18 protein-coding genes and 6 tRNA genes are annotated in these 23,241 nt (G+C 68.5%); 17 read left to right on the top strand and 7 right to left on the bottom strand.

All coding sequences use genetic code 11. The features are described 5' to 3' along the window. Positions 1 to 20: 20 nt before the first annotated feature. Positions 21 to 659 (bottom strand): uracil phosphoribosyltransferase, encoded by a 639-nt coding sequence (gene upp, locus FS845_RS15115; protein WP_144636699.1) that lies wholly within the window; start codon positions 657 to 659, stop codon positions 21 to 23. Positions 660 to 1,504: 845 nt separating this feature from the next. Further along, the gene (dacB, locus tag FS845_RS15110; RefSeq protein ID WP_260986293.1) at positions 1,505 to 2,920 is read right to left on the bottom strand and encodes a D-alanyl-D-alanine carboxypeptidase/D-alanyl-D-alanine-endopeptidase; all 1,416 of its coding nucleotides are present in this window, start codon (positions 2,918 to 2,920) and stop codon (positions 1,505 to 1,507) included. Between the two features lie 157 nt (positions 2,921 to 3,077). On the opposite strand from dacB, the gene queA reads away from it, so the two are divergent. The 5 genes from queA to secF all read left to right on the top strand — a co-directional run bounded on the left by queA (position 3,078) and on the right by secF (position 8,876). Then, a complete protein-coding gene (gene queA, locus FS845_RS15105) occupies positions 3,078 to 4,193 on the top strand; it encodes a tRNA preQ1(34) S-adenosylmethionine ribosyltransferase-isomerase QueA (protein WP_144636695.1) in 1,116 nt (371 codons plus the stop codon). Further along, on the top strand, positions 4,190 to 5,326 hold the full coding sequence (gene tgt / locus FS845_RS15100) for a tRNA guanosine(34) transglycosylase Tgt (RefSeq protein ID WP_144636693.1): 1,137 nt from the start codon (positions 4,190 to 4,192) through the stop codon (positions 5,324 to 5,326). Before queA ends, tgt begins: the two co-directional genes overlap by 4 nt. A gap of 262 nt (positions 5,327 to 5,588) precedes the next feature. Next, entirely contained in the window at positions 5,589 to 5,933 is a 345-nt protein-coding gene (gene yajC / locus FS845_RS15095; RefSeq protein ID WP_144636691.1) for a preprotein translocase subunit YajC, read from the top strand. 60 nt (positions 5,934 to 5,993) lie between these two features. Next, on the top strand, positions 5,994 to 7,925 hold the full coding sequence (gene secD, locus FS845_RS15090) for a protein translocase subunit SecD (protein WP_144636689.1): 1,932 nt from the start codon (positions 5,994 to 5,996) through the stop codon (positions 7,923 to 7,925). 18 nt (positions 7,926 to 7,943) lie between these two features. After that, a complete protein-coding gene (gene secF, locus FS845_RS15085; protein WP_144636688.1) occupies positions 7,944 to 8,876 on the top strand; it encodes a protein translocase subunit SecF in 933 nt (310 codons plus the stop codon). Positions 8,877 to 8,967: 91 nt separating this feature from the next. On the opposite strand, the gene FS845_RS15080 is transcribed toward secF, so the two are convergent. Beyond that, positions 8,968 to 9,969 (bottom strand): NAD-dependent epimerase/dehydratase family protein, encoded by a 1,002-nt coding sequence (locus tag FS845_RS15080; protein ID WP_144636686.1) that lies wholly within the window; start codon positions 9,967 to 9,969, stop codon positions 8,968 to 8,970. A 266-nt stretch (positions 9,970 to 10,235) separates the two neighbouring features. On the opposite strand from FS845_RS15080, the gene miaB reads away from it, so the two are divergent. From miaB to lnt, 5 genes are all read left to right on the top strand, one after another. Further along, positions 10,236 to 11,699 (top strand): tRNA (N6-isopentenyl adenosine(37)-C2)-methylthiotransferase MiaB, encoded by a 1,464-nt coding sequence (gene miaB / locus FS845_RS15075; RefSeq protein WP_144636684.1) that lies wholly within the window; start codon positions 10,236 to 10,238, stop codon positions 11,697 to 11,699. Continuing rightward, entirely contained in the window at positions 11,696 to 12,727 is a 1,032-nt protein-coding gene (locus FS845_RS15070; protein ID WP_144636682.1) for a PhoH family protein, read from the top strand. The genes miaB and FS845_RS15070 overlap by 4 nt, the downstream gene beginning before the upstream one ends. Beyond that, positions 12,714 to 13,196, top strand: a complete 483-nt coding sequence (ybeY, locus tag FS845_RS15065) for an rRNA maturation RNase YbeY (RefSeq protein WP_144636680.1) — start codon at positions 12,714 to 12,716, stop codon at positions 13,194 to 13,196. The genes FS845_RS15070 and ybeY overlap by 14 nt, the downstream gene beginning before the upstream one ends. A gap of 66 nt (positions 13,197 to 13,262) precedes the next feature. Further along, entirely contained in the window at positions 13,263 to 14,153 is an 891-nt protein-coding gene (locus tag FS845_RS15060) for an HlyC/CorC family transporter (RefSeq protein WP_144636678.1), read from the top strand. Between the two features lie 120 nt (positions 14,154 to 14,273). Further along, positions 14,274 to 15,890, top strand: coding sequence for an apolipoprotein N-acyltransferase (gene lnt, locus FS845_RS15055; protein ID WP_144636676.1), 1,617 nt, complete (start codon positions 14,274 to 14,276; stop codon positions 15,888 to 15,890). A gap of 165 nt (positions 15,891 to 16,055) precedes the next feature. Here the strand turns inward: lnt and FS845_RS15050 are convergent. The 3 genes from FS845_RS15050 to FS845_RS15040 form a co-directional block, all read right to left on the bottom strand. After that, positions 16,056 to 16,132, bottom strand: a tRNA-Asp gene (locus tag FS845_RS15050). A 45-nt stretch (positions 16,133 to 16,177) separates the two neighbouring features. Further along, positions 16,178 to 16,253: transfer RNA gene (locus tag FS845_RS15045), tRNA-Glu, on the bottom strand. Between the two features lie 26 nt (positions 16,254 to 16,279). Next, positions 16,280 to 16,355, bottom strand: a tRNA-Ala gene (locus tag FS845_RS15040). A gap of 322 nt (positions 16,356 to 16,677) precedes the next feature. Here FS845_RS15040 and FS845_RS15035 point away from each other — a divergent pair. From FS845_RS15035 to FS845_RS15020, 4 genes are all read left to right on the top strand, one after another. Then, the gene (locus FS845_RS15035; protein WP_144636781.1) at positions 16,678 to 17,688 is read left to right on the top strand and encodes an aldo/keto reductase; all 1,011 of its coding nucleotides are present in this window, start codon (positions 16,678 to 16,680) and stop codon (positions 17,686 to 17,688) included. A 139-nt stretch (positions 17,689 to 17,827) separates the two neighbouring features. After that, positions 17,828 to 17,903 (top strand) — tRNA-Ala (locus tag FS845_RS15030). Positions 17,904 to 17,931: 28 nt separating this feature from the next. After that, a tRNA-Glu gene (locus tag FS845_RS15025) sits at positions 17,932 to 18,007 on the top strand. 45 nt (positions 18,008 to 18,052) lie between these two features. Next, positions 18,053 to 18,129 (top strand) — tRNA-Asp (locus FS845_RS15020). Between the two features lie 110 nt (positions 18,130 to 18,239). Here FS845_RS15020 and FS845_RS15015 read toward each other — a convergent pair. Then, the gene (locus FS845_RS15015; RefSeq protein ID WP_144636674.1) at positions 18,240 to 18,494 is read right to left on the bottom strand and encodes a hypothetical protein; all 255 of its coding nucleotides are present in this window, start codon (positions 18,492 to 18,494) and stop codon (positions 18,240 to 18,242) included. Between the two features lie 251 nt (positions 18,495 to 18,745). Between FS845_RS15015 and FS845_RS15010 the strand changes: the two genes are divergently transcribed. From FS845_RS15010 to FS845_RS15000, 3 genes are all read left to right on the top strand, one after another. After that, on the top strand, positions 18,746 to 20,764 hold the full coding sequence (locus FS845_RS15010) for a bifunctional metallophosphatase/5'-nucleotidase (protein ID WP_144636672.1): 2,019 nt from the start codon (positions 18,746 to 18,748) through the stop codon (positions 20,762 to 20,764). A 509-nt stretch (positions 20,765 to 21,273) separates the two neighbouring features. Continuing rightward, complete coding sequence (gene bioB, locus FS845_RS15005; RefSeq protein ID WP_144636670.1) at positions 21,274 to 22,293, top strand: biotin synthase BioB; 1,020 nt, start codon at positions 21,274 to 21,276, stop codon at positions 22,291 to 22,293. Beyond that, the gene (locus FS845_RS15000) at positions 22,284 to 23,153 is read left to right on the top strand and encodes an EamA family transporter (protein WP_409929301.1); all 870 of its coding nucleotides are present in this window, start codon (positions 22,284 to 22,286) and stop codon (positions 23,151 to 23,153) included. The genes bioB and FS845_RS15000 overlap by 10 nt, the downstream gene beginning before the upstream one ends. The last annotated feature ends 88 nt before the right edge of the window (positions 23,154 to 23,241 follow it).

Genomic DNA, 23,241 nt, shown 5'->3' with positions numbered 1-23,241 from the left:
GTCCCCTCCCCCCGGGTCTCTCATTCGCTTTTCTGCTTGGTGCCGAAGATGCGGTCGCCCGCGTCGCCCAGGCCGGGGATGATGTAGCCGTCTTCGTTCAGGCGTTCATCGATGGACGCCGTGTAGATGTTGACGTCGGGATGCTTGGCCAGCACGGCGTCGATGCCGACCGGCGCGGCCACCAGCACCAGCGCGCGGATCTCGCGGCAGCCGGCGCGCTTGAGCATGTCGATGGTGGCCAGCATCGATCCGCCGGTGGCCAGCATCGGATCGACGATCAGCGCCAGGCGCTGGTCCAGTTCGCCGACCAGTCGCTCGACGTAGGTGTGCGCTTCTAGGGTTTCCTCGTTGCGGGCGACGCCGACGACGCTGACCTTGGCGCCCGGGATCAGGCTGAGCACGCCGTCGAGCATGCCGATGCCGGCGCGCAGGATGGGCACGACAGTGACTTTCTTGCCGGCGATCTTCTCGACCTTGACGGTGCCGCACCAGCCTTCGACTTCGGCTTCGGTCAGCGGCATGTCCTTGGACGCTTCGTAGGTGAGCAGCGCACCCACTTCCTGCGACAGTTCGCGAAAGCTCTTGGTGCTCAGGTCGGCGCGCCGCATGATGCCCAGCTTGTGGCGGATCAGCGGATGACGAATTTCATGCACAGGCATGACGGGGATCTCCAGGGAATACAAACACGTCTTGTCGCCGCCGGCCGGCGCTTTCTCTGTCTCGGAATATCGTAGCGTGTTCCTGGGGACTGAGGGTGGGGCGGCTGCAGGCGAGCGGGCGGGATGTTAACCCGTTGGTGGAGGGGCCTCTCTCGCCGCTGTCTTGGGCTGTGCTGCGTGACGTTGTCTGCAAGCGTGTGGATGCTGCTTCGAAGCCGTCCTCTGCGCGGGCTTCGGGGCTGTGACGGCCAATTGGAGGAGGGGAAGCCGCGCAGCGGCCGAGGGCGCCTGGTGGCGCGCCCGAGCCCGACGACTTGGCCGGCACGGCCCCGAAGCCCGCGCAGAGGACTCATTCCAGCGTCATGCGACTCGCGTTGCGGCGGCGGCATGCCGATGGCGGTGCGGATTGCGGATGTTTTTTCTCTCTCTTGCACCCACCGCAAGCGTTCTCTCCCCTATTCCACTTGCCGTCCCGCGCCGCAACTCGCGCTGACCTGCATGCGCAGACGGCACGCGTGCCGAGCGACGCAGGACGTGCGATGCGGCCGACGCAATAGGTGAAAAGTTCGTATTCCAGCTGTCGCAGGAGAGAAAAAACAAAGAGAGGCCCACTGCAGTACGGGGCATTTCACGTTGCGCGAACGCCAGCCTCTGCGTGGGGTTCCCGCTCGTGCCGGCCAATTGGAGGAGGGGAAGTCGCCGAAGGCGACCGAGGGCGCCTGGGGGCGCGCCCGAGCCCGACGACTTGGCCGGCACGAGCGGGAACCCCACGCAGAGGCGACTTCAGAACCCAAATACGCCCAACGAAGAACACACCGCCCATGCGAATGCTCACCGAACCTCGCCTAGTTGCGATCCACCAGCCAGGCAATCAACGCATCATCGAACTGCCGTACCGCCCCTGCCTGCTCATGGTTGACGATGCTGACGATCACATAACGCTTGCCGTTGCTTCCCAACACGTAGCCGGCGATGGCGCGGACGTCGCGCAGCGAGCCCGTCTTCAGGTGGGCCATGCCTTCCGCGTCCTTGCCGCGCAGGCGGCGGCGGACGGTGCCGTCCACGCCCGAGATGGCCAGCGACGACATGTATTCGGGCATGTAGGGCGAGGACCAGGCCAGCGTCAGCATCGAGGCCAGGCTCTCGGCCGAAACGCGGGCCTCGCGGGCCAGGCCGGCGCCGTTGTCGATGACCAGTTCCGGCATCTTCAGGCCCTGCGCGGCCAGCAGCGATTGCGCCACCATGTCGCTGCCGGCCACCGTGGCCGGACGGGAGCCGCGCTCGGCCCCCAGCGTCAGCAGCAGCGTGCGCGCCATCACGTTGTTGCTGCGCTTGTTGATGGTGCGGATCACCTCGCCCAGCGGCGCGGAGTCGTGGCCGGTCAGCAGCACCGCGTCGGGCGGCACGCGGCCCGAGCGGACCTGGCCGGTGAACTTGCCGCCCAGGTCGGTCCACAACTGGCGGAACACCGCCTGCGCATACTCGGGCTGCGACAGCGCCAGGCGATACAGGCTGAACTCGCCGCACGAGCCCGCCACCGTGCCGCCCAGGCGCAGCGACACGCCCTGCTGAGTCATCACGGGATCCGTCGTCACCACCGGGGGACCGGGGCAGCGCGCGTCGCTCCATTGCACCTTGCCTTCCACGCGCACGCCGGGCAGCGGCGGGTCGATGTACGGCACCCACTGGCGCGTGGCCGGATCGGGCACGAACAGCAGGCGCACCGCGCCGAAGCCCACCATCAGCGCGTCGGGACTGGCGTTGTAGGCGCGGTCGGGCGCGCCGTCGAAGGCGCCCGGATCGATGGACACCTGGCCGAAGATGCTGCGGTCGATCACCAGGTCGCCGATCTGCTTCACGCCGCGCAGGCGCAGGTCGCGCAGCAGCGTCCACAGGTCCTGCAGCATCAGTTGCGGATCGCCGCCGGCGCGCAGGTACAGCGGGCCGGGCAGCACGCCCTTTGCATCGGGGCGCACGCCGGGATCGGCCAGCAGCTCGGTGCGCCAGATGTAGTTCGGGCCCAGCTCGGACAGGGCCGCCCAGGTGGTGACCAGCTTCATCACCGAGGCGGGGTTGCGCGGCGTGCCCGCGTTGATGGCCGCCAGGCGCGGACCGCCGATTTCCTGCACCACCAGAGACAGCGAGTCGTCGGGCAGGCCGCTTTTCTTCCAGATGGCCGACAGCTCGGGCGGCAGCGCCTGCGCATGCCCCTGTGCCGCCGCCAGGACCAGGCCGGCCGCCGCCAGCCACCGTTTCAACATTCCCGTTCGCTTGACCGCCATACCCGCCGCGCCGCCATGTTCCAGAAAACCGTGAGCATACCGAATCAAGCTTGCGGGCAGCCCACGGCCGGGCTTTGCCGGGCCGGTGGGCGGTGTTTTCGCGCCGTCATACAATAGCGGGTTGTCCCGCGGCCCGATGCCGCGTCAATCTTTTCGGCAGTGCTCTCGCGTGTCCGCCCCGCTCACTCTCTCCGATTTCGACTACGAACTGCCCCCCGAGCTGATCGCGCAGCATCCTGCCGCGCAGCGCGGCGGCAGCCGCCTGCTGCACCTGGATGCCGCCAGCCAGTTGCACGACCGGCAGTTTCCCGACCTGGCCGGCCTGCTGCGCGCGGGCGACCTGCTGGTCTTCAACGACACCCGCGTCATCAAGGCGCGCCTGGCCGGCCACAAGGCCGGCAGCGGCGGCAAGGTCGAAGTGCTGGTCGAACGCCTGGTCGAACCCACTCGCGCCCTGGCCCACGTACGCGCCAGCAAATCGCCCGGCCCAGGCACCGTGCTGCGCCTGGCCGATGCCTTCGACGTCGAGGTGCTGGGCCGCGAGGGCGAACTGTTCGACCTGCGCTTTCCCGCGCCAGTGCTCGACCTGCTGGACGCCCATGGCGCCACGCCGCTGCCGCCCTACATCACGCACGCCGCCGAAGAAACCGACGACAGCCGCTATCAAACCGTCTACGCCCGCGAGCCGGGCGCGGTGGCCGCCCCCACCGCCGGCCTGCACTTCGACGAACCCATGCTGCAGAAACTGGCCGGCATGGGCGTCGAGCGCGCCTTCGTCACCCTGCACGTGGGCGCCGGCACCTTCCAGCCCGTGCGCGTGGAAAACCTGGCAGAACACGTCATGCACGCCGAGTGGTACACGGTGCCGCAGGCCACGGCCGATGCCGTGGCGGCCACCCGCGCCCGCGGCGGCCGTGTCGTGGCCGTGGGCACCACCAGCGTGCGCGCCCTCGAATCCGCCGCCGCCCAGAACGATGCGGCGGCCAGTGCGGCGGCCAGCGCGGCGGCCGGGACTCGACCCATCGAGGCCGCCCAGGGCGATACCCGGCTGTTCATCACGCCGGGCTACCGCTATCGCGCGGTGGACGCGCTGCTGACCAACTTCCACCTGCCCCAGTCGACCCTGCTGATGCTGGTGTCGGCCCTGGCCGGCATGGAACCCATCCGCCGCGCCTACGCGCACGCGGTGGCCCAGCGCTACCGCTTCTTCAGCTATGGCGACGCAATGTTCATCGAAACCCCCCGCCCATGACCGGACTGCGCTACGAACTGCTGGCCACCGACGGCGCCGCGCGCCGCGGCCGCATCACCCTGAACCACGGCACGGTCGAGACACCGATCTTCATGCCCGTGGGCACCTACGGCAGCGTCAAGGCCATGCTGCCGCACGAATTGAAAGAGATCGGCTCGCAGATCGTGCTGGGCAACACCTTCCACCTGTGGCTGCGTCCCGGCACCGACATCATGCAGAAGCATGGCGGCCTGCACGGCTTCATGCAGTGGGACAAGCCCATCCTGACCGACTCGGGCGGCTTCCAGGTGTTCAGCCTGCAGGGCATGCGCAAGATCACCGAGGAAGGCGTGAAGTTCGCCTCGCCCATCGACGGCGCGCGCCTGTTCCTGACGCCCGAAGAGTCGATGCGCATCCAGCGCGCGCTGAACTCCGACGTGGTCATGGTGTTCGACGAATGCACGCCCTACGAGATCGACGGCCGCCCGGCCACCGCCGAGGAAGCCGCGCGCTCGATGCGCATGTCGCTGCGCTGGGCGCGCCGTTCGCGCGACGAATTCGACCGGCTTGAGAATCCCAACGCCCTGTTCGGCATCGTGCAGGGCGGCATGTACGAATCGCTGCGCGACGAGTCGCTGGCCGGCCTGCGCGACATCGGCTTCCACGGCTACGCCATCGGCGGCCTGTCGGTGGGCGAGCCCAAGGAAGACATGCAGCGCATCCTGGCGCACGTGGCGCCGCGCCTGCCGGCCGACGCCCCGCGCTACCTGATGGGCGTGGGCACCCCGGAAGATCTGGTCGAGGGCGTGGCGCGCGGCGTGGACATGTTCGACTGCGTGATGCCCACCCGCAACGCCCGCAACGGCTGGCTGTTCACGCGCTTCGGCGACCTGAAGATCCGCAACGCGCGCTACCGCGACGACACCCGGCCGCTGGACCCGACCTGCGGCTGCCACACCTGCGGCAATTTCTCGCGCGCCTACCTGCACCACCTGCAGCGCGCCAACGAGATCACCGGCGCGCGCCTGAACACTTTGCACAACCTGCATTTCTACCTGGACCTGATGCGCCAGATGCGCGAGGCGATCGCCGAGGGCCGCTTCGACGCCTGGCGCGCCCAGTTCGCCGCCGACCGCGCCCGAGGCATCGATTAGCGCCGATCCGCCCCCGCGAAGGGGGTGCGCGCGCCCTCCGGACTCCTGTCGCGCGGCTGCCAGGCAACCCCGCTACAATAGCCGGCTTGCCCTGTTCAAAGGCTCGCGCGGGGACAGGGCGCGATGAGATGTGGGGACGGTATACCGGGAAAATCCCGGAACCCGGCACGGCCAGGCGCCGTGCCGGCCAGAGTCGGCCTCGAAGCCGGCCGGGCCCGTCACCCGCCAACCCAAAAACACTGATATTTGCAGGAGTACAACCATGTCCGCAATCGACACCGCCGGCCTCGTCCTGGCCCAGGCCGCCGCTCCGGAAGGCAACGCGCTGATGGGCATGCTGCCCATCGTGCTGATGTTCGTGATCCTCTACTTCCTGATGATCCGTCCGCAGATGAAGCGCCAGAAAGAACACCGCAACATGGTGGCCGCGCTGGCCAAGGGCGACGAGGTCGTCACCGCCGGCGGCATGCTGGGCAAGGTGTCCAAGGTCACCGACAGCTACGTCACGGTCGAGATCTCCGACCTGGCCGACAAGCCCGTCGAGGTGATCATGCAGAAGACCTCGGTCACGACCGTGCTGCCCAAGGGAACCATCAAGGCCCTGTAAGCATCTGATCAGGCCCCGTACGCGGGGCCTTTCGTCTTCTTTTCGCATCATTCGCCGGCAATGAACCGCTATCCTCTCTGGAAATACATCACGGTCCTGGTCGCGGTCGTGATCGGCCTGCTCTACACGCTGCCCAACTTCTACGGCGAGTCCCCCGCCGTGCAGATTTCCAGCGCCAAGGCCACCACCAAGGTCGAGCCCGCGCTGCTGGAGCAGATCCAGCAGATCCTGGCCAATGCCAAGATCGAGCCCACCAGCGTGTACTACGAATTGAACGGCACGCTGGGCACCGTGCGCGCCCGCTTCGCGTCCACCGACGTGCAGTTGCAGGCCCGCGATGTCATCGACCACGCCCTGAACACCGATGCCGGCGACCCCCGCTACACCGTCGCACTGAACCTGCTGCCCGCCTCCCCCACCTGGATGCGCTGGCTGGGATTCTTCGAGCCGCGTCCCATGTACCTGGGCCTGGACCTGCGCGGCGGCGTGCACTTCCTGCTGCAGGTCGACATGCAGGGCGCCCTGACCGCCCGCTACGACTCGCTGTCCGCCGACGTGCGCAGCGTGCTGCGCGACCAGAAGATCAACGTGTCCGGCGTCGAACGCGCGGGCATGTCGGTGGTGGCCACCTTCGCCAACGAAGGCGACCGTTCGCGCGCCCATGACGCGCTGCGCAGCCGCCTGACCGAACTGACCTACACCGAGAACAGCGACGGCGGCCGTCCCCAGCTCACCGGCCAGCTCAGCCCCGCCGCCGTCACGCGCGTGCAGGACAATGCGCTCAAGCAGAACATCAACACCCTGCACAACCGCATCAACGAGCTGGGCGTGGCCGAACCGGTCATCCAGCAGCAGGGCGCCGACCGCATCATCGTCCAGCTGCCCGGCGTGCAGGACGTGGCCAAGGCCAAGGAACTGCTGGGCCGCACCGCCACCCTCGAGATCCGCATGGTCGACGACTCGCCGGCCTCGATGAGCGCGCTGGCCAACGGCACCGTGCCCTTCGGCCTGGAACGCTACACCGACCGCAACGGCGGTCCCGTGCTGGTGCGCCGCCAGGTCGTGCTCACCGGCGAGAACCTGCAGGATGCCCAGCCGGGCCGCGACCAGCAGACCCAGCAGGCCGCCGTGCACCTGACGCTGGACAGCAAGGGCGCGCGCATCTTCCGCGACGTCACCCGCGACAACGTCGGCAAGCGCATGGCCATCCTGCTGTTCGAGAACGGCAAGGGCGAAGTGGTCACCGCGCCGGTCATCCGCGGCGAAATCGGCGGCGGCCAGGTGCAGATCTCCGGCAGCATGACCGCCGAGGAAGCCGCCGACACCGCGCTGCTGCTGCGCGCCGGCTCGCTGGCCGCGCCGATGTCCATCATCGAGGAACGCACCATCGGCCCCAGCCTGGGCGCCGACAACATCGCGAAGGGCTTCGACTCCACGCTGTACGGCTTCCTGGCCATCGCCGTCTTCATCATCCTGTACTACCACCTGTTCGGCGTGTTCTCCACCGTCGGCCTGACGATGAACGTGCTGTTCCTGCTGGCCCTGCTGTCCATGCTGCAGGCCACGCTGACCCTGCCCGGCATCGCGGCCATCGCGCTCACGCTGGGCATGGCCATCGACGCCAACGTGCTGATCAACGAGCGCATCCGCGAGGAACTGCGCAACGGGGCCACGCCGCAGCAGGCCATCCACCACGGCTTCGAACGCGCCTGGGGCACCATCCTCGACTCGAACCTCACCACGCTGATCGTGGGCCTGGCCCTGCTGGCGTTCGGCTCGGGCCCCATCCGCGGTTTCGCGGTGGTGCACTGCCTGGGCATCCTCACCTCGATGTTCTCGTCGGTGGTGGGCGTGCGCGCCCTGGCCAACCTGTGGTACGGCCGCCAGCGCAAGCTGACCAGCATCTCGGTCGGCACCGTGTGGCGTCCGGGCACCGATGCCCCCGCCTCCAAAGGCAAGAACGGCAACGGCGACGCGCCGGCCGTCAAGTAACCCCTAGGGCGAAGCAACATGGAATTCTTCCGGATCCACCGCACCATCCCGTTCATGCGCCACGCGCTGGTGCTGAACGCCATCAGTCTGATCACCTTCCTGGCCGCGGTGTTCTTCATCCTCACGCGCGGCTTCCACCTGTCGATCGAATTCACCGGCGGCACGGTCATGGAAGTCAGCTACGCGCAGACCGTGCAGCTTGAGAACGTGCGCGGCGCGGTGTCCAAGCTGGGCTACACCGATTTCCAGGTGGCCAACTTCGGCACCTCGCGCGACGTCATGATCCGCCTGCCGGTGAGCCAGGGCCAGACCTCGGCCACGCAAAGCGAATCGGTCATGCAGGCGCTCAAGGCGGCCGACCCGTCGGTCGAGCTGCGCCGCGTCGAGTTCGTCGGCCCGCAGGTGGGCGAGGAACTGCTGCACAACGGCCTGATGGCCCTGCTGGTGGTGGTGCTGGGCATCATGGTCTACCTGGGCTTCCGCTTCGAATGGAAGTTCGCGGTGGCCGGGGTCATCGCCAACCTGCACGACGTGGTGATCATCCTGGGCTTCTTCGCGTTCTTCCAGTGGGAGTTCTCGCTGGCGGTGCTGGCCGGCGTGCTGGCGGTGCTGGGCTACTCGGTGAACGAATCCGTGGTCATCATGGACCGGATCCGCGAAAACTTCCGCAAGTATCGCAAGGCCAACACCCAGGAAGTGATCAACAGCGCCATCACGCAGACCATCTCGCGCACCATCATCACGCACGGTTCCACCACGATGATGGTGCTGGCCATGCTGTTCTTCGGCGGCCCGACGCTGCACTACTTCGCGCTGGCGCTGGTCATCGGCATCTGGTTCGGCATCTATTCGTCGGTGTTCGTGGCGGCCGCGCTGGCCATGTGGATGGGCATCAAGCGCGAAGACATGGTCAAGCCCGTCAAGAAGGACGAGGACGTCGAGGTCGCCTGACAGGTCGCCTGACAGGTCGCCTGAAAAGGCCGCCTGATCCGACACCCCGGGGCCGCATCGCGCGGCCCCGTTTCATTTCATCCGCAGCGCGTCAGCCCGGCACCGTACGCTCGGCGCTCCGGGGAAAGCACCCCAGGCTGGCCAGCGTCGTCTGCACCGCCTCGTCCCACGGGGTGTGCGGCTCTCGTCCCAGCAGGCCCAGCAGCCTGGCGTTGTCCAAGCGCACAGGCGTGCGCCACAGATAGCGCAGTTCGCCCATCTCGCGCAGTGTCTGCGAGAACGGCGCGCCGACCCGGCTCAGCCACCACGGAAACCGCGCCACGCGCGGCGCCCGGGCGCCGTGCTGCACCATGGCCGCGCGGATCGTGTCGGCCATCCGGGTGCCGTCCTCGTCCCAGTGACCGCCCATGTGATAGCGGGCGAACGGCGCCAGCTGCTCGCGGCGCGCCAGCAGCTCGACCATGGTGCGCGCCACGTCGGGCAGGTAGGACCACTGGTGGCCCACGCCGGGCTCGCCCGGCAACGCGATGCGCGACACCGTCCGACCCGGCTTGACCAGGGCCTGCGAAAACCAGTTGTTGCGCGCGCCCGGCCCGAAGAAATCGCCGGCCCGCACGATCAGGGCGCGCATGCCGCCGCGTTCGGTCTCTTCCCGCAGACGCTGCTCCATGCGCACGCGTATCGCGCCCTTTCGGGTGGGGGGATTCTGCGGCCCATCCTCGTCTGGCGTCGGAAAGGCATCGGGACCGTAGTTGTACAGCGTGCCCGGCAGCACCACCGTGGCGCCCTCGCCGCGGGCGGCCGCCAGGGTATGTCCCAGCATGGGCAGGACCAGTTCGCCCCAGCGCCGGTAGCCCGGCGGATTGACCGCGTGCACGATGACGGAACAACCGCGTGCCGCCAGGGCGATCCCTTCGGCGTCCATGGCGTCCCCGCGCAGCCACAGCATGCCGTCGCGCGGCTCGGACGCGGGCACGTCGCCACGCCGCAGCGCGCGCACCTGCCAGCCCGTATCGCGCAGCTGGCGGGCCACTTCACCGCCTATGCCTCCCTGCGCGCCCAGCACCAACACCGTCTTGTTGTCGTCCGCCATGCGGGACTGCCCCTCTGCGATGACCTGGATCGATTATGGGAGGGGCCCGGCGGAATTTCATGGCCGAATGGCAACGAGGGTTGCTGAATGTTGATGGGAACATTTCTGTCACGTTGGCAAGCGGGCGCCAGCGGCGGCGGACGGCCCCGCCGGCAACGCGCCCGCGGCCGCTTCGGGCGGCCCCCGTGCCCGCGAAGGCGGCACACGTTAAAATGCTCGTTTTTCCTTGGCGCCCCCGGGATCTACACCCGTCACGGCGAACCCCGATGCAAGAAACCCTGCTCAAGCGCGCGCCGGCCCCGGCCGACGCGACCGTTCCCACCGCGGCGCCCGATGCCGCCGGCCCCCGCAAGCTCTATATCCGCACCTTCGGCTGCCAGATGAACGAGTACGACTCGGACAAGATGGCCGACGTGCTGCGCGCCGACCAGGGCCTGGAGCTGACCGACACGCCCGAGGACGCCGACGTCATCCTGTTCAACACCTGTTCGGTGCGCGAGAAGGCGCAGGAGAAGGTGTTCTCCGACCTGGGCCGCGTGCAGCACCTGAAGAAGCTCAATCCGCGCCTGGTCATCGGCGTCGGCGGCTGCGTGGCCAGCCAGGAGGGCGAGGCCATCGTCAAGCGCGCGCCCTACGTCGACGTGGTGTTCGGCCCGCAGACCCTGCATCGCCTGCCCGAGCTCATCGCCCGCCGCCGCGCGCAGGGCCGCTCGCAGGTCGACATCAGTTTTCCCGAGATCGAGAAGTTCGACTCCCTGCCGCCGCCGCGCGTGGACGGGGCCACGGCCTTCGTGTCCATCATGGAAGGCTGCAGCAAGTACTGCAGTTTCTGCGTGGTGCCGTACACGCGCGGCGACGAGGTCTCGCGCCCGTTCGACGACGTGCTGGTCGAGGTGGCCGACCTGGCCGACCAGGGCGTGAAGGAAGTGACGCTGCTGGGCCAGAACGTCAACGCCTACCGCGGCGCCATGGGTGACTCGGGCGAGATCGCCGACTTCGCCACGCTGCTGGAATACGTGCACGAGATCCCCGGCATCGAGCGCATCCGCTACACCACCTCGCACCCCAAGGAAATGACCCAGCGCATGGTCGACGCCTACGCGCACCTGCCCAAGCTGGTGTCGTTCCTGCACCTGCCGGTGCAGGCCGGCAGCGACCGCGTGCTAGCCGCCATGAAGCGCGGCTACACGGCGCTGGAATTCAAGTCGGTGGTGCGCAAGCTGCGCGCCGCGCGCCCTGGCCTGACGCTGTCGTCCGACTTCATCGTGGGCTTTCCCGGCGAGACCGAGGAAGACTTCGAAAAGACCATGAAGCTGATCGAGGACGTCGGCTTCGACACCTCGTTCTCCTTCGTCTATTCGCGCCGCCCCGGCACGCCGGCCGCCGACCTGCACGACGACACGCCGCAGGACTTGAAGCTGCGCCGCCTGCAGCGCCTGCAGGCCCTGATCAACGAGCAGGCCGCCGCCATCGCCCAGGGCATGGTCGGCACGCGCCAGCGCGTGCTGGTCGAAGGCGAATCACGCCGCGACGCCAGCGAGCTGATGGGCCGCACCGAGAACAACCGCATCGTGAACTTCGCCGCGCCTGCCCGCCTGATCGGGCAGATGATCGACGTCGAGATCACGCATGCCAACACCAACACCCTGCGTGGCCGCGTGGCCCTGAGCGAAAGCCGCGGTACGCGGCACGAGGGCGCCGCCATGCCCGCTGGACAGGATACCGAATGAGTACAGCCCCCCGCAGCCGCGCCAAGCGGCAGATGCCCATGATCGTCACGCTGGATGGCGACAACACCCACCTGGCCAACCTGTGCGGCCCGCTCGATGAAAACCTGCGCCAGCTGGCCGACGGCATGGGCGTGCGCCTGTCGCGGCGCGGCTCGCGCGTCACCATCGAGGGCGAACAGGCCGAGCTGGCCGGCCGCGCGCTGCGCCGCTTCCACGATCAGGCCACGCATCGCGCCCTGTCGATCGACGACATCCAGCTCGGGCTCGTGGAGATCGGCGTCGGCCGGCCCTCCGAGGTGCAGGCCGACCCGCGCGAACTGGGCGCCAACGGCCTGCCCGGCCCCGACAACGACGACGGCGCGCCGCTGCTGCGCACCCGCCGCTCCGACCTGCGTCCCCGCACGCCGCGCCAGCGCGACTACCTGGAAAACATCCTCAAGCACGACATCACCTTCGGCGTGGGTCCGGCCGGCACCGGCAAGACCTGGCTGGCGGTGGCGTGCGCCATCGACGCCATGGAGCGCGAGACCGTGCAACGCCTGGTGTTGACGCGCCCGGCCGTCGAGGCCGGCGAACGCCTGGGCTTCCTGCCCGGCGACCTGGCGCAAAAGGTCGACCCGTACCTGCGTCCGCTGTACGACGCCCTGTACGACCTGATGGGCTTCGACCGCGTGCAGCGCCTGTTCGAGAAGCAGACCATCGAGATCGCCCCGCTGGCCTACATGCGCGGCCGCACGCTGAACCACGCCTTCGTCATCCTGGACGAGGCGCAGAACACGACGCCCGAACAGATGAAGATGTTCCTGACCCGCATCGGTTTCGGCAGCAAGGCCGTCATCACCGGCGACCCGTCGCAGGTCGACCTGCCGCGCGGCCAGCGCAGCGGCCTGGCGCACGCGGTACAGGTGCTGGAGCAGGTGCAGGGCATCGCCACCACCCGCTTCACCAGCCGCGACGTGGTGCGGCACCCGCTGGTGGCGCGCATCGTCGACGCCTACGACCAGGCCGCCGCCGATGAAGAGTCCTGAGCTGTCCCTGGCCGTGCAGTACGGCGTGGCCGAGCCGCGCCTGCCGCGCTGGCGCCTGCGCCGCTGGGCGCAGTACGCCCTGGCGGGCGCGGCCGATGACGGCATGGTCGACTTCCAGGCCGCGGAACTCAGCCTGCGGCTGGTGGGACAGGCCGAGGGCCGGCGCCTGAACCGCGAATTCCGTGGACGGGACTACGCCACCAACGTGCTGACCTTCGAATACGGCATCGGTCCCGACGGCGCCGCGCGCGGCGACATCATCGTCTGCGTGCCGGTGCTGGCCCGCGAGGCACGCGAGCAACGCAAGTCCCTGCTGCACCACGCCGCCCACCTCACCATCCACGGGGTGCTGCACGCGCTGGGCTACGACCACATCCGCGCGCGCGATGCCAAACGCATGGAAGCACTGGAGACCGCCGTGCTGGGCCGCATGGGCATCGATGACCCCTATATCGCGCCAGCCGGGTAATCACGTAACAAACCTGCAGCCGGGATTCGGTTATGCTGGCCCTTCCCCAACCTGTCCGCTTGGACGATGTCCGACCCTTACCCTGCCACCGACGCCCCCGCGCGCAACGCAAAATCCTCCAAGTCCCTGCTCGACCGCGTCCTGGGCCTCGTCCGACGCGAGCCTGAAGACCGCGAAGGCATCAAGGCCGTACTCGAAGCCGCGCACGACCGCGAGCTGATCGACGCCGAATCCTATTCCATGATCAAGGGCGCGCTGGCCGTGTCCGAGCTCACCGTGGCCGACATCATGGTGCCGCGCGCGCGCATGGACCTGCTGGACATCGCCCAGCCCCTGCCTCAGTTGCTGGCCATCGTCATCGAGACGGCGCACTCGCGCTTCCCCGTCTACGAAGACGACCGCGACAACATCATCGGCATCCTACTGGCCAAGGACCTGCTGCGCTGCATGCTCGAGCCTGGCATCGAACTGCGCGCGCTGGTGCGCCCCGCCGTGTTCATCCCCGAAGCCAAGCGCCTGAACGTGCTGCTGCGCGACTTCCGCGTCAGCCGCAACCACCAGGCCATCGTCATCGACGAACACGGCGGCATATCGGGCCTGGTCACGATGGAAGACGTGCTGGAGGAAATCGTCGGCGACATCGAGGACGAGTACGACGAGGACGACGACGCCTCGATCATCCCCGAGGGCGAGAACCAGTGGCGCCTGCTGGCCGCCACCGAGATCAGCCACTTCAACGACACGTTCCACACGGAGCTGCCCGACGACGACTACGACAGCGTCGGCGGCTGGCTGGGCGGCGAACTGAGCCGCATCCCCAAGCGCGGCGACAGCGCCGTGCACGGCGACCTGCGCATCGAGGTCATCCGGGCCGACGCGCGCCGTGCGCTGTGGCTGCGGGTGCGCCGCCTGCCGCAACGCCAACCGTCCGAATCCGTCACGCCCGACGAGCAATGACCGCGCAGGGCCGCAGGGCGCGCGCCTCCCGCAGGCACGCACCAGGCGGCGGCCCTGGACCACCGCAATGAGCGCGCCCTCCCATCCGGGAAGGCCGCAGCGCGACCGAAGCACGCACCCATGACTACCTCGACCCGCGCCCAGTCGCGCCTGATCTCCGCCGCCACGCTGGCGCTGGCCGGCGGCGTGCACGCCCTGGCCTTCGCCTCCGATCCCCTGCCCGCCTGGTCGCTGGCCATCGTCCAGGTGCTGGCGCTGGCGGTGCTTGCCCGCAGTACCGCCAGCGCCACGCGCGCCTGGCACGCCTTCGCGCGCGGCTGGTGGTTCGGGCTGGTCAGCTTCGGCATCGGGCTGTATTGGCTGTTCATCAGCATGCACCAGTACGGCGACCTGTCGGCCCCGCTGGCGGTGGCCGGCGTGGTGGCGCTGTCCGCCTTCCTGGCGCTGTTCGGGGGATTCGCGGGCGTGCTGTCGGTGTGGCTGCGGCCGGTGGGCAGGCCGGCCACGCCGCTGGCCCATGCCCTGACCTGGGCCGCCGCCTGGGCGGGCCTGGAATGGCTGCGCAGCGTGCTGTTCTCGGGCTTTCCGTGGCTGAACATCGGCTACGCCCACATCGACAGCCCGCTGGCCGGCTGGGCGCCGCTTTTGGGCGTGCACGGCATCGCGCTGCTGGCGGCGCTGGCCGCCGCCGCGCTGGCGTCGATTCCGCTGCCCCCCGCGGGCCGCCTGCGTCCCGCCCTGCCCGTGCTGGGCACGGCGGCGGTGCTGGCCGTGGCCGGCTGGCCACTGGGCCGCATCGACTGGTCGTCGCCCGAGGGCAAGCCCCTGAACCTGCGCCTGGTACAAGGCAATATCGGACAGTCGCAGAAGTTCGACCCGGCCCTGCTGGAAGAAGGCATCATCAGCCACATGCGGCTGGCCGTGCAGGCGCCCGCCGCCGGCGATCCCGCACCCGACCTGATCATCCTGCCCGAGACGGTGCTGCCGCTGTTCCAGGACCAGCTCGACCCGCAGGTCTGGGAAACCTGGCGCAAGCTGGCCGAACGCCAGAACAGCGCCATCGCCATGGGCGCGCCGCTGCACACCGTCGAGGCGGACGGTACCCAGCGCTACACCAACAGCGCCATCGGCTTCGACGCCACCACGCCGTTCGAGCAGATCGCGGCCGGCACCATGCCGCAGCGCTACGACAAGCGCCACCTGGTGCCCTGGGGCGAATACGTGCCGCCCGGATTCGGCTGGTTCGTGCAGATGCTGAACATCCCGCTGGGCGAGTTCGATCGCGGCCCGGTGCGCCAGCAGCCATTCGACATCCGCGGCCAGCACCTGGCGTTCAACATCTGCTACGAAGACCTGTTCGGCCCCGAGCTGCTGCCGGCCATCCTGCCCGGCCCCAACGGCGAGCCGGGCGCGACCCTGCTGGTCAACCTGAGCAACCTGGGCTGGTTCGGCAACAGCTGGGCGCTGCGCCAGCACCTGCAGATCGGCCGCCTGCGCAGCGCCGAGACCGCGCGCCCGATGGTCACCGTGACCAATACCGGCATCACCGCGTCGATCGACGCGCATGGGCGCGTGCAGGGCATGCTGGCGCCGCACACGGCCGGCGTGCTGCCCGTGACGGTGCAGGGCATGACCGGCCTGACACCTTACACGCGCTATGGCGACGCGCCCCTGCTGCTGCTGTCCGGCGCCCTGCTGATCATTGCCGCCGCGCGGCGCGGACGCAAGCCGCGTTGATGCGGGCGATGCGCCTGGGCGGCGGGTCGCCGCCCAGCGCGGCGCGGCCCAGGCCGCTTGTGCAGTGCGGCTGCCCACGCAAAAGCAAAAGTGCGCCCCGGCCCCCACGCGAATGACACGCAAAGCAAAAAGCCCCGATTTCTCGGGGCTTCAGCCTGAATCTTGTGGCGGAGCGGACGGGGCTCGAACCCGCGACCCCCGGCGTGACAGGCCGGTATTCTAACCAACTGAACTACCGCTCCGCAGCGGTTTATGTCACCGTACTAACTGTGCAGAAGCCAGCAAGCTGGCGTCCCCTAGGGGATTCGAACCCCTGTACTCACCGTGAAAGGGTGATGTCCTAGGCCTCTAGACGAAGGGGACTTGGACTGCACATTTCTTCGCTTTGGTGGTGGAGGTAAGCGGGATCGAACCGCTGACCTCTTGCATGCCATGCAAGCGCTCTCCCAGCTGAGCTATACCCCCCCGAGACCCAAACAGCGCCTTGCTTTTGCTGTTTGCTTCGTGCCGTTGGCGAAGAAACGAGATTATGCAGAAGTTTTTGGCCTCGTGCAAGTCCACTGCCAAAAAAATCCAATTTTTTTGTCATGCGACTGCCATGCAAGCGGTGACCGGCACCCACCGATCGCGGATCTGTGAACAATGCCCGAATCAAATCAACGACTTGCGCGCGGCGCGCTTTCGGTGCATCTTCGATGGAGAGACGATCGCGACCCCGCTTCCAAGGAGACGACCAGACATCATGGCCACTACATCCTTTCCAACCCGGCGCCTGGGGCGCACCGACATGCACATCACCCGCGTCGGCTTCGGCGCATGGGCCGCCGGCGGCGGCAACTGGGCGGTGGGATGGGGATCGCAGGACGACGGCGAGTCCATCGCGGCGATCCGCCATGCGGTGGATCGCGGCATCAACTGGATCGACACGGCGGCCGTCTATGGCCTGGGGCATTCGGAAGAGATCGTGCGCCAGGCGCTGGCGGACATGCCGGCGTCGCAGCGGCCCTATGTGTTCACCAAAGGCGGCCTGACCTGGTCCGAGGACGACGATCCCCATGCCATGCCGCGCCGCAATGGCTCGCCCGACAGCCTGAAGCGCGAAGTCGACGCCTCGCTGCGCCGCCTGGGCGTCGAGCGCATCGATCTCTACCAGATGCACTGGCCGGCCGGCGACGGCACGCCGCTGGACGACTACTGGCGCACGCTGCTGGAACTGAAGCAGGCGGGCAAGCTGCGCGCCATCGGCCTGTCCAACCACAACCAGGCGCAATTGCAGGCCGCGCAGGCGCTGGGCCGCATCGACACACTGCAGCCGCCCTTCTCCGCCATCCGGCGCGAGGCCGCGGCCGACCTGCTGCCGTGGTGCGCCGAACACGACGTCGGCGTGATCGTGTACAGCCCGATGCAATCGGGCCTGCTGTCGGGCAAGTTCACCGAGGCTCGCGCGGCGGCGCTGCCGAAGAACGACTGGCGCTCGCGCCATGCGGAGTTCACCGCGCCCCTGCTGGCCCGCAACCTGGCCCTGGCCGACGCGCTGGCGCCCATCGCGGACCGCCACGGCACAACCGTCGGCGCCGTGGCCATCGCGTGGACCCTGGCCTGGCCCGGCGTCACCGGCGCCATCGCGGGCGCGCGCAGCGCGGCGCAGGTCGACGGCTGGCTGGCGGCCGCCACGCTGGAACTGGACGAGGACGACATGGCGGACATAGCGCGAGCCATCGAACGCAGCAGCGCCGGCGCGGGACCGGCGTGGCCGCACGAGGACGACGTTCCGCTGACCGAGCGGCTGCGGCGCTGACCCGCTTCTTGCCGCTTTTCGACCCCGTCTGACAACGGCAAAAAAATAGTGCATAATTCGCCCCCGTTCGCCGAAACGACTACACGGCAAAACGCAAAGCGACACCACCCAGGCATCGCAATGCGCAGTGAAGGTCATCGGGGGTATAGCTCAGCTGGGAGAGCGCTTGCATGGCATGCAAGAGGTCAGCGGTTCGATCCCGCTTACCTCCACCAGTCCAAGCGAACGGAATGTGCGGTTCAGGTCCCCTTCGTCTAGAGGCCTAGGACATCACCCTTTCACGGTGAGTACAGGGGTTCGAATCCCCTAGGGGACGCCAGCTTGCTGGCATCTGCACAAGTAGTACGGTGACGTAAACCGCTGCGGAGCGGTAGTTCAGTTGGTTAGAATACCGGCCTGTCACGCCGGGGGTCGCGGGTTCGAGCCCCGTCCGCTCCGCCAAAAATCCAAAGGGTTGGCCCGATTCGATCGCGCCAACCCTTTTTCATTTGCGCCCGGCAAAGAATGCCAGGGCGGACGCGAGGCCCGCTTCTGTCCCCGGGCTCGCTCGTTTATTCGGCGTGGTCGATACGCAGGCGGTACTTCGCCTGCGCGTCGCGCACGGCGCGCGCCACCACTTCGGTATAGAGCTTGTCGCCGCTGTGCGGCGGGACCTCCCAGTTGGTGCCGTTCTTGTCTTCCTCGAGCAATTGCGGCGTCGGGATGACGATCTCGACGTTGCTGCCGGCTGGCCGCGTCTGGCTGTCCACGGCCTGCTGGATCAGCAGGCGGATCTCTTCGGCGGTGCGTTCTTCTTTCTGGGCCATCTTGGTCTCCCGTTCAACGTAATGGCTTCATGGTAGGCAGGTTGCCCCGGGCGTGGGGTCACGATCCATGACGTATGTGAGCAGAACGAACATTGCGTCCCCCATATCCATGACACCGGCGTGACCACCCAGCACTTTCATACACCCTGTTTCAGGAAAGCGACAGACGGTCTATTCGTTCAGTAAATTAACAGCTTCGTAATTACGCCCGTCGACCATGACGCCTCTTTAGTCGCATCGAGGAGAGCGTCATGCACATCGAGCCGTCCGTTGGCCGCCCGGGACCCGAACCCCGCTGGAACCATCGCCTGAAAATCATCGCCGCGGCCCTGGCCGCCGCCGGTCTGGTCGCCGCCTGCGGCGGCAGCGACCACGACGACGATGACCAGGCCACCACGCCCCCCGTCGAGACGCCGGTCGCCGGCGAGCCGATGGACCTGACCATCCTGCACATCGACGATCATCACTCGAACCTGGATTCCAAGGCGCGCACGCTGAAGCTGCTGAACGCGGCGGGCACCCGGGTCACCGTCAACGTGGAAGCCGCCGGCTTCCCGCGCGTGACCGCCGCGATGCAGGAGCTGTCCGCGGGCGTCACCAACGTGCTGAAGCTGCACGCGGGCGACGCGCTGACCGGCACGCTTTACTACAACCGCGCCGGCGCGCTGGGCGAAGCCGATGCCGCGATGATGAACACGGTGTGCTTCGACGCCTTCACGCTGGGCAACCACGAATTCGACAAGGGCGACACAGAGCTCAAGGGCTTCATCGACCGCCTGCACGCGGGCACGTGCCAGACGCCGGTGCTCAGCGCCAACACGAAGTTCGGCGCGAACTCCGCGCTGAATCCCTCGCGCGCGCCGGGCTACGTCAATCCGTACACCATCGTCGAACGCAGCGGCCAGAAGATCGGCATCGTCGGCCTGACCATCGCCACCAAGACCAAGAGTTCCTCGAGCCCCGACGCCGACACGACGTTCGAAGACGAGACCGTCGCCGCGCAGCGTTCGATCGACGCACTGAAGGCCCAGGGCGTCAACAAGATCGTCGTCATGAGCCACATCGGCTACGAGTACGACAAGCAGGTGCTGGCCGGCCTGAGCGGCGTGGACGTCGTGGTCGGCGGCGACTCGCATACGCTGCTGGGCCCGGATTCGATGGCCACCTACGGCGTGGGCACGCCCGCCGGCAAGTATGCCGAACAGCTGGCCGACAAGGACGGCAGCCCCGTGTGCCTGGTGCACGCGTGGGAATACTCGCAGGTCGTGGGCGAGCTGAAAGTCTCCTTCGACAAGGACGGCAAGGTCACGCAGTGCAGCGGCACTCCGCACGTGCTGATCGACCAGGATTTCAGCCTGCCCGGCGCGACCTCCGGCGCGCCCCCGGTCGTGGCCAGCGCGGCCGACCAGCGCGCGTTCCGCGCCGACGCCGCCAGCATCGGCTACCTGCGCATCACGCAGCCCGACGCCGCCGCGGAAGCGACGCTCAAGCCCTTCAAGGCCTATGTCGACGAATTCCGCGCCAAGGTCGTGGCCACCGCCACGCAGGAGATGTGCCGTCGCCGCGTGCCCGGCACGCCGGGCGTCGGCGGGGCCCCCGCCACGCCGCCCATCGCGGACACCAGCAACAGCAGCGGCACGTGCAACACCGAAGGCCTGGTCTCGCAGCGCGGCGGCGACATCCAGCAGTACGTGGCCCAGGCCTTCCTGGAGATCGGCAACAGCGACTACGGCGGCGCTGACATCTCGCTGCAGAACGGCGGCGGCGTGCGCGTGGCCCTGCCGGTCGGCAACGTGACGGCCGCCGACGTGCAGACGGTCCTGCCCTTCAGCAACATGCTGTGGCGCCTGGAGCTGACCGGCGCCGAGGTCAAGACGATGGTGGAAGACGGCCTGGAAGCCGTGTTCGGCGCCACCGGCTCGACGGGCCCCTACCCGTACACGGGCGGACTGCGCTTCGACGTCAACTACGCCCAGGCCTATGGCAGCCGCGCCCGCAACCTGGAAGTGCGCAACCGCGACACGGGCGTATGGGAAGCCATCGACCCCGCCAAATCCTACAAAGTCTTCACGCTGAGCTTCGCCGCCCAGGGCGGCGACGGCTACAAGGTCCTGGCCACCATTCCGGCCGAGCGCCGGGAAGACATCGGCGTGCTGGATGCCGACGCTTTCCAGACCTACATCGATCGCCAGATCGACCCGGTCACGAACGCGCCGGTCATCGAGCGCCTCGACGCTTCGCTGTACAGCACGAAGTCGTTCAACCCCTGACCGGCGGCGCGGCCGGCCCGTCCCGGGCCGGGCCGCGACGCCCGACGTGCGCCCGCGTCGCGGAGCGGCCAGGCATGGCCGTTTCACGATGCGGGCGCATTTTTTGGGCCTGCGCACCCGCGGCCGCAGGGATGAGGGTTTTGGGGAATGCCGTCCTGCAAAGGAACGCACATCGCCCCCCCCGACGCGCTGGCCGCCGGGCTGCGCGCCTTGGCGGATGCCGATCCTGGCAACCATGGCGCATGATTCGACGCTACTGAATGGGCTTCCACCGTGCACGGACAGCCCCGATATTGAATTACTTTTTGATACAACAATTAAGACGCACGGGCCGCTTGCGAGATGCCTGCGAGATACACGCAGCGCCTGGACATTTTCTGGCATGTGCCCCGTTACTGCGGGCATCACTCGCCCAAATCTCCCCTCTCAGCGGGAATTGCATGCGGACCCATGGCGTTCTTACGATGCGCCTGCCACCGCTTCCGTAGTGGCCCGAAGAAGGAGCCCCCATGCATATCCAGCCCGTGGCCGCCCCGGTGCGCCCGCAGCCCGCCCCCGCGGCCGATGCCGCCTGGCAGGTCGACGACATCCTGGCGCTGTATGACCTGCCGCTGCCCGAACTGCTGCACCGCGCGCAGTCGGTGCATCGCCGCCATTTCGCCGCCGACACGGTGCAGTTGTCCACGCTGCTGTCGATCAAGACCGGCGGCTGTCCCGAAGATTGCGGCTACTGTCCGCAGTCGGCGCGCTACGAGACGGGCGTGCCCGCGCAGCCCCTGCTGCCGCTGGAAGACGTGCTGCAGGCGGCCCGCGCGGCCCGGGACAGCGGGGCGCGGCGCTTCTGCATGGGCGCGGCCTGGCGCAGCCCCAAGCCGCACCAGCTGGACGCCGTGGCCGAAATGGTCGCGGCCGTGAAGGCGCTGGGGCTGGAGACCTGCGTGACGCTGGGCATGCTGCGCGCCGGCCAGGCCGAACAGTTGAAGCAGGCCGGCCTGGACTACTACAACCACAACCTCGACACCTCGCCGGCCTACTACGGCGAGATCATCTCGACCCGCACTTACCAGGACCGCCTGGACACGCTGCGGCGGGTGCGCGGCGCGGGCCTGTCGGTGTGCTGCGGCGGCATCGTCGGCATGGGCGAGTCGCGCCGCGAGCGCGCCACGCTGATCGCGCAGCTCGCCGACCTGCGGCCGTATCCGGAATCGGTGCCCATCAACAACCTGGTCGCCGTGCCCGGCACGCCGCTGGCGGACGCCGAGCCGCTGGACCCGTTCGAACTGGTGCGCACCGTGGCGGTGGCCCGCGTCACCATGCCGACCGCCATGGTGCGCCTGTCGGCCGGCCGCGAATCGCTGAACGACGCCGAACAGGCGCTATGCTTCCTGGCCGGCGCCAACTCGATCTTCTACGGCGACGTCCTGTTGACGGCCGCCAATCCCCAAGCCGACGCCGACCGCCGCCTGCTGGCGCGCCTGGGCATGCGCGCCGGCGACGCCCTACCCCCCATGGAGGCAGCATGCCCTTGACTCCCGGCCTGATCCTGCTGGCCATCAGCGTGATGTGCAGCGTCACGGTTTCCGTGCTGCTGAAGCTGGCCCGCCGCCACGACGTGGACGTGCGCCAGGCCTTCGCGGCCAACTACGCGGTGGCGGCCGTGCTGTGCTGGGCGATGCTGGCGCCGCAGCCGGCCCAGGCGCTGTCCACGCCGGGCGCGTGGTGGCTGCTGGCGCCGTTGGCGATCCTGATGCCCACTGTCTTCATGGCGATGGCGCAGTCGGTGCGGCACGCCGGCATCGTGCGCAGCGACGCGGCGCAGCGCCTGGCGCTGTTCATTCCCCTGCTGGCGGCCTTCGCACTGTTCGGCGAGCAGTTGACGACGCACAAGCTGGCCGGCATCGCCCTGGCCTTCGGTGCGCTGGCCTGCCTGCTGCGCCGGCCGCGCAACGATGCCGCCGCCCCCGACGCCACGCGCGGCGCGTGGCTCTGGCCGGTGGCGGTGATGGTGGGCTACGGCGTGATCGACGTGCTGTACAAGCAGATGGCGCGCGCCGGCTCGGCCTTTCCGGGCACGATGCTGGTGGTGTTCATACTGGCCGGCCTGGTCACCACGCTGTACCTGCTGGCGCGCCGCGTGCAATGGCAATGGCGCAGCCTGGGCGCGGGCGTGATCCTGGGGCTGTTCAACTTCGCCAACATCATCACCTATATCAAGGCGCACCAGAGCCTGCCGGGCAACCCGGCTCTGGTGTTCGCCTCGATGAACATGGGCGTGATCACGCTGGGCACCGTGGTGGGCGCGCTGGTGTTCCGCGAACGCCTGAGCGCGCTGAACCTGTTCGGCCTGGTGCTGGCGCTGAGCGCCATCGTGGTGATGATGCCGCGCTGAGCGCGGCGAGGCAGCGGGCGTGTGTTGCGGCGCAGCCTGGCCGTGCGTGCCTTCCGGGCGGCGGGGGTTCGCGGCGGTCCTGCGCGGG

Origin of the sequence: Bordetella genomosp. 13 (genome assembly GCF_007679965.1) — a bacterium.
Classification (GTDB): Bacteria; Pseudomonadota; Gammaproteobacteria; order Burkholderiales; family Burkholderiaceae_B; genus Bordetella.
Note: the sequence above shows the minus strand (reverse complement) of the source record. Positions and strands in the feature narration are given on the sequence as shown.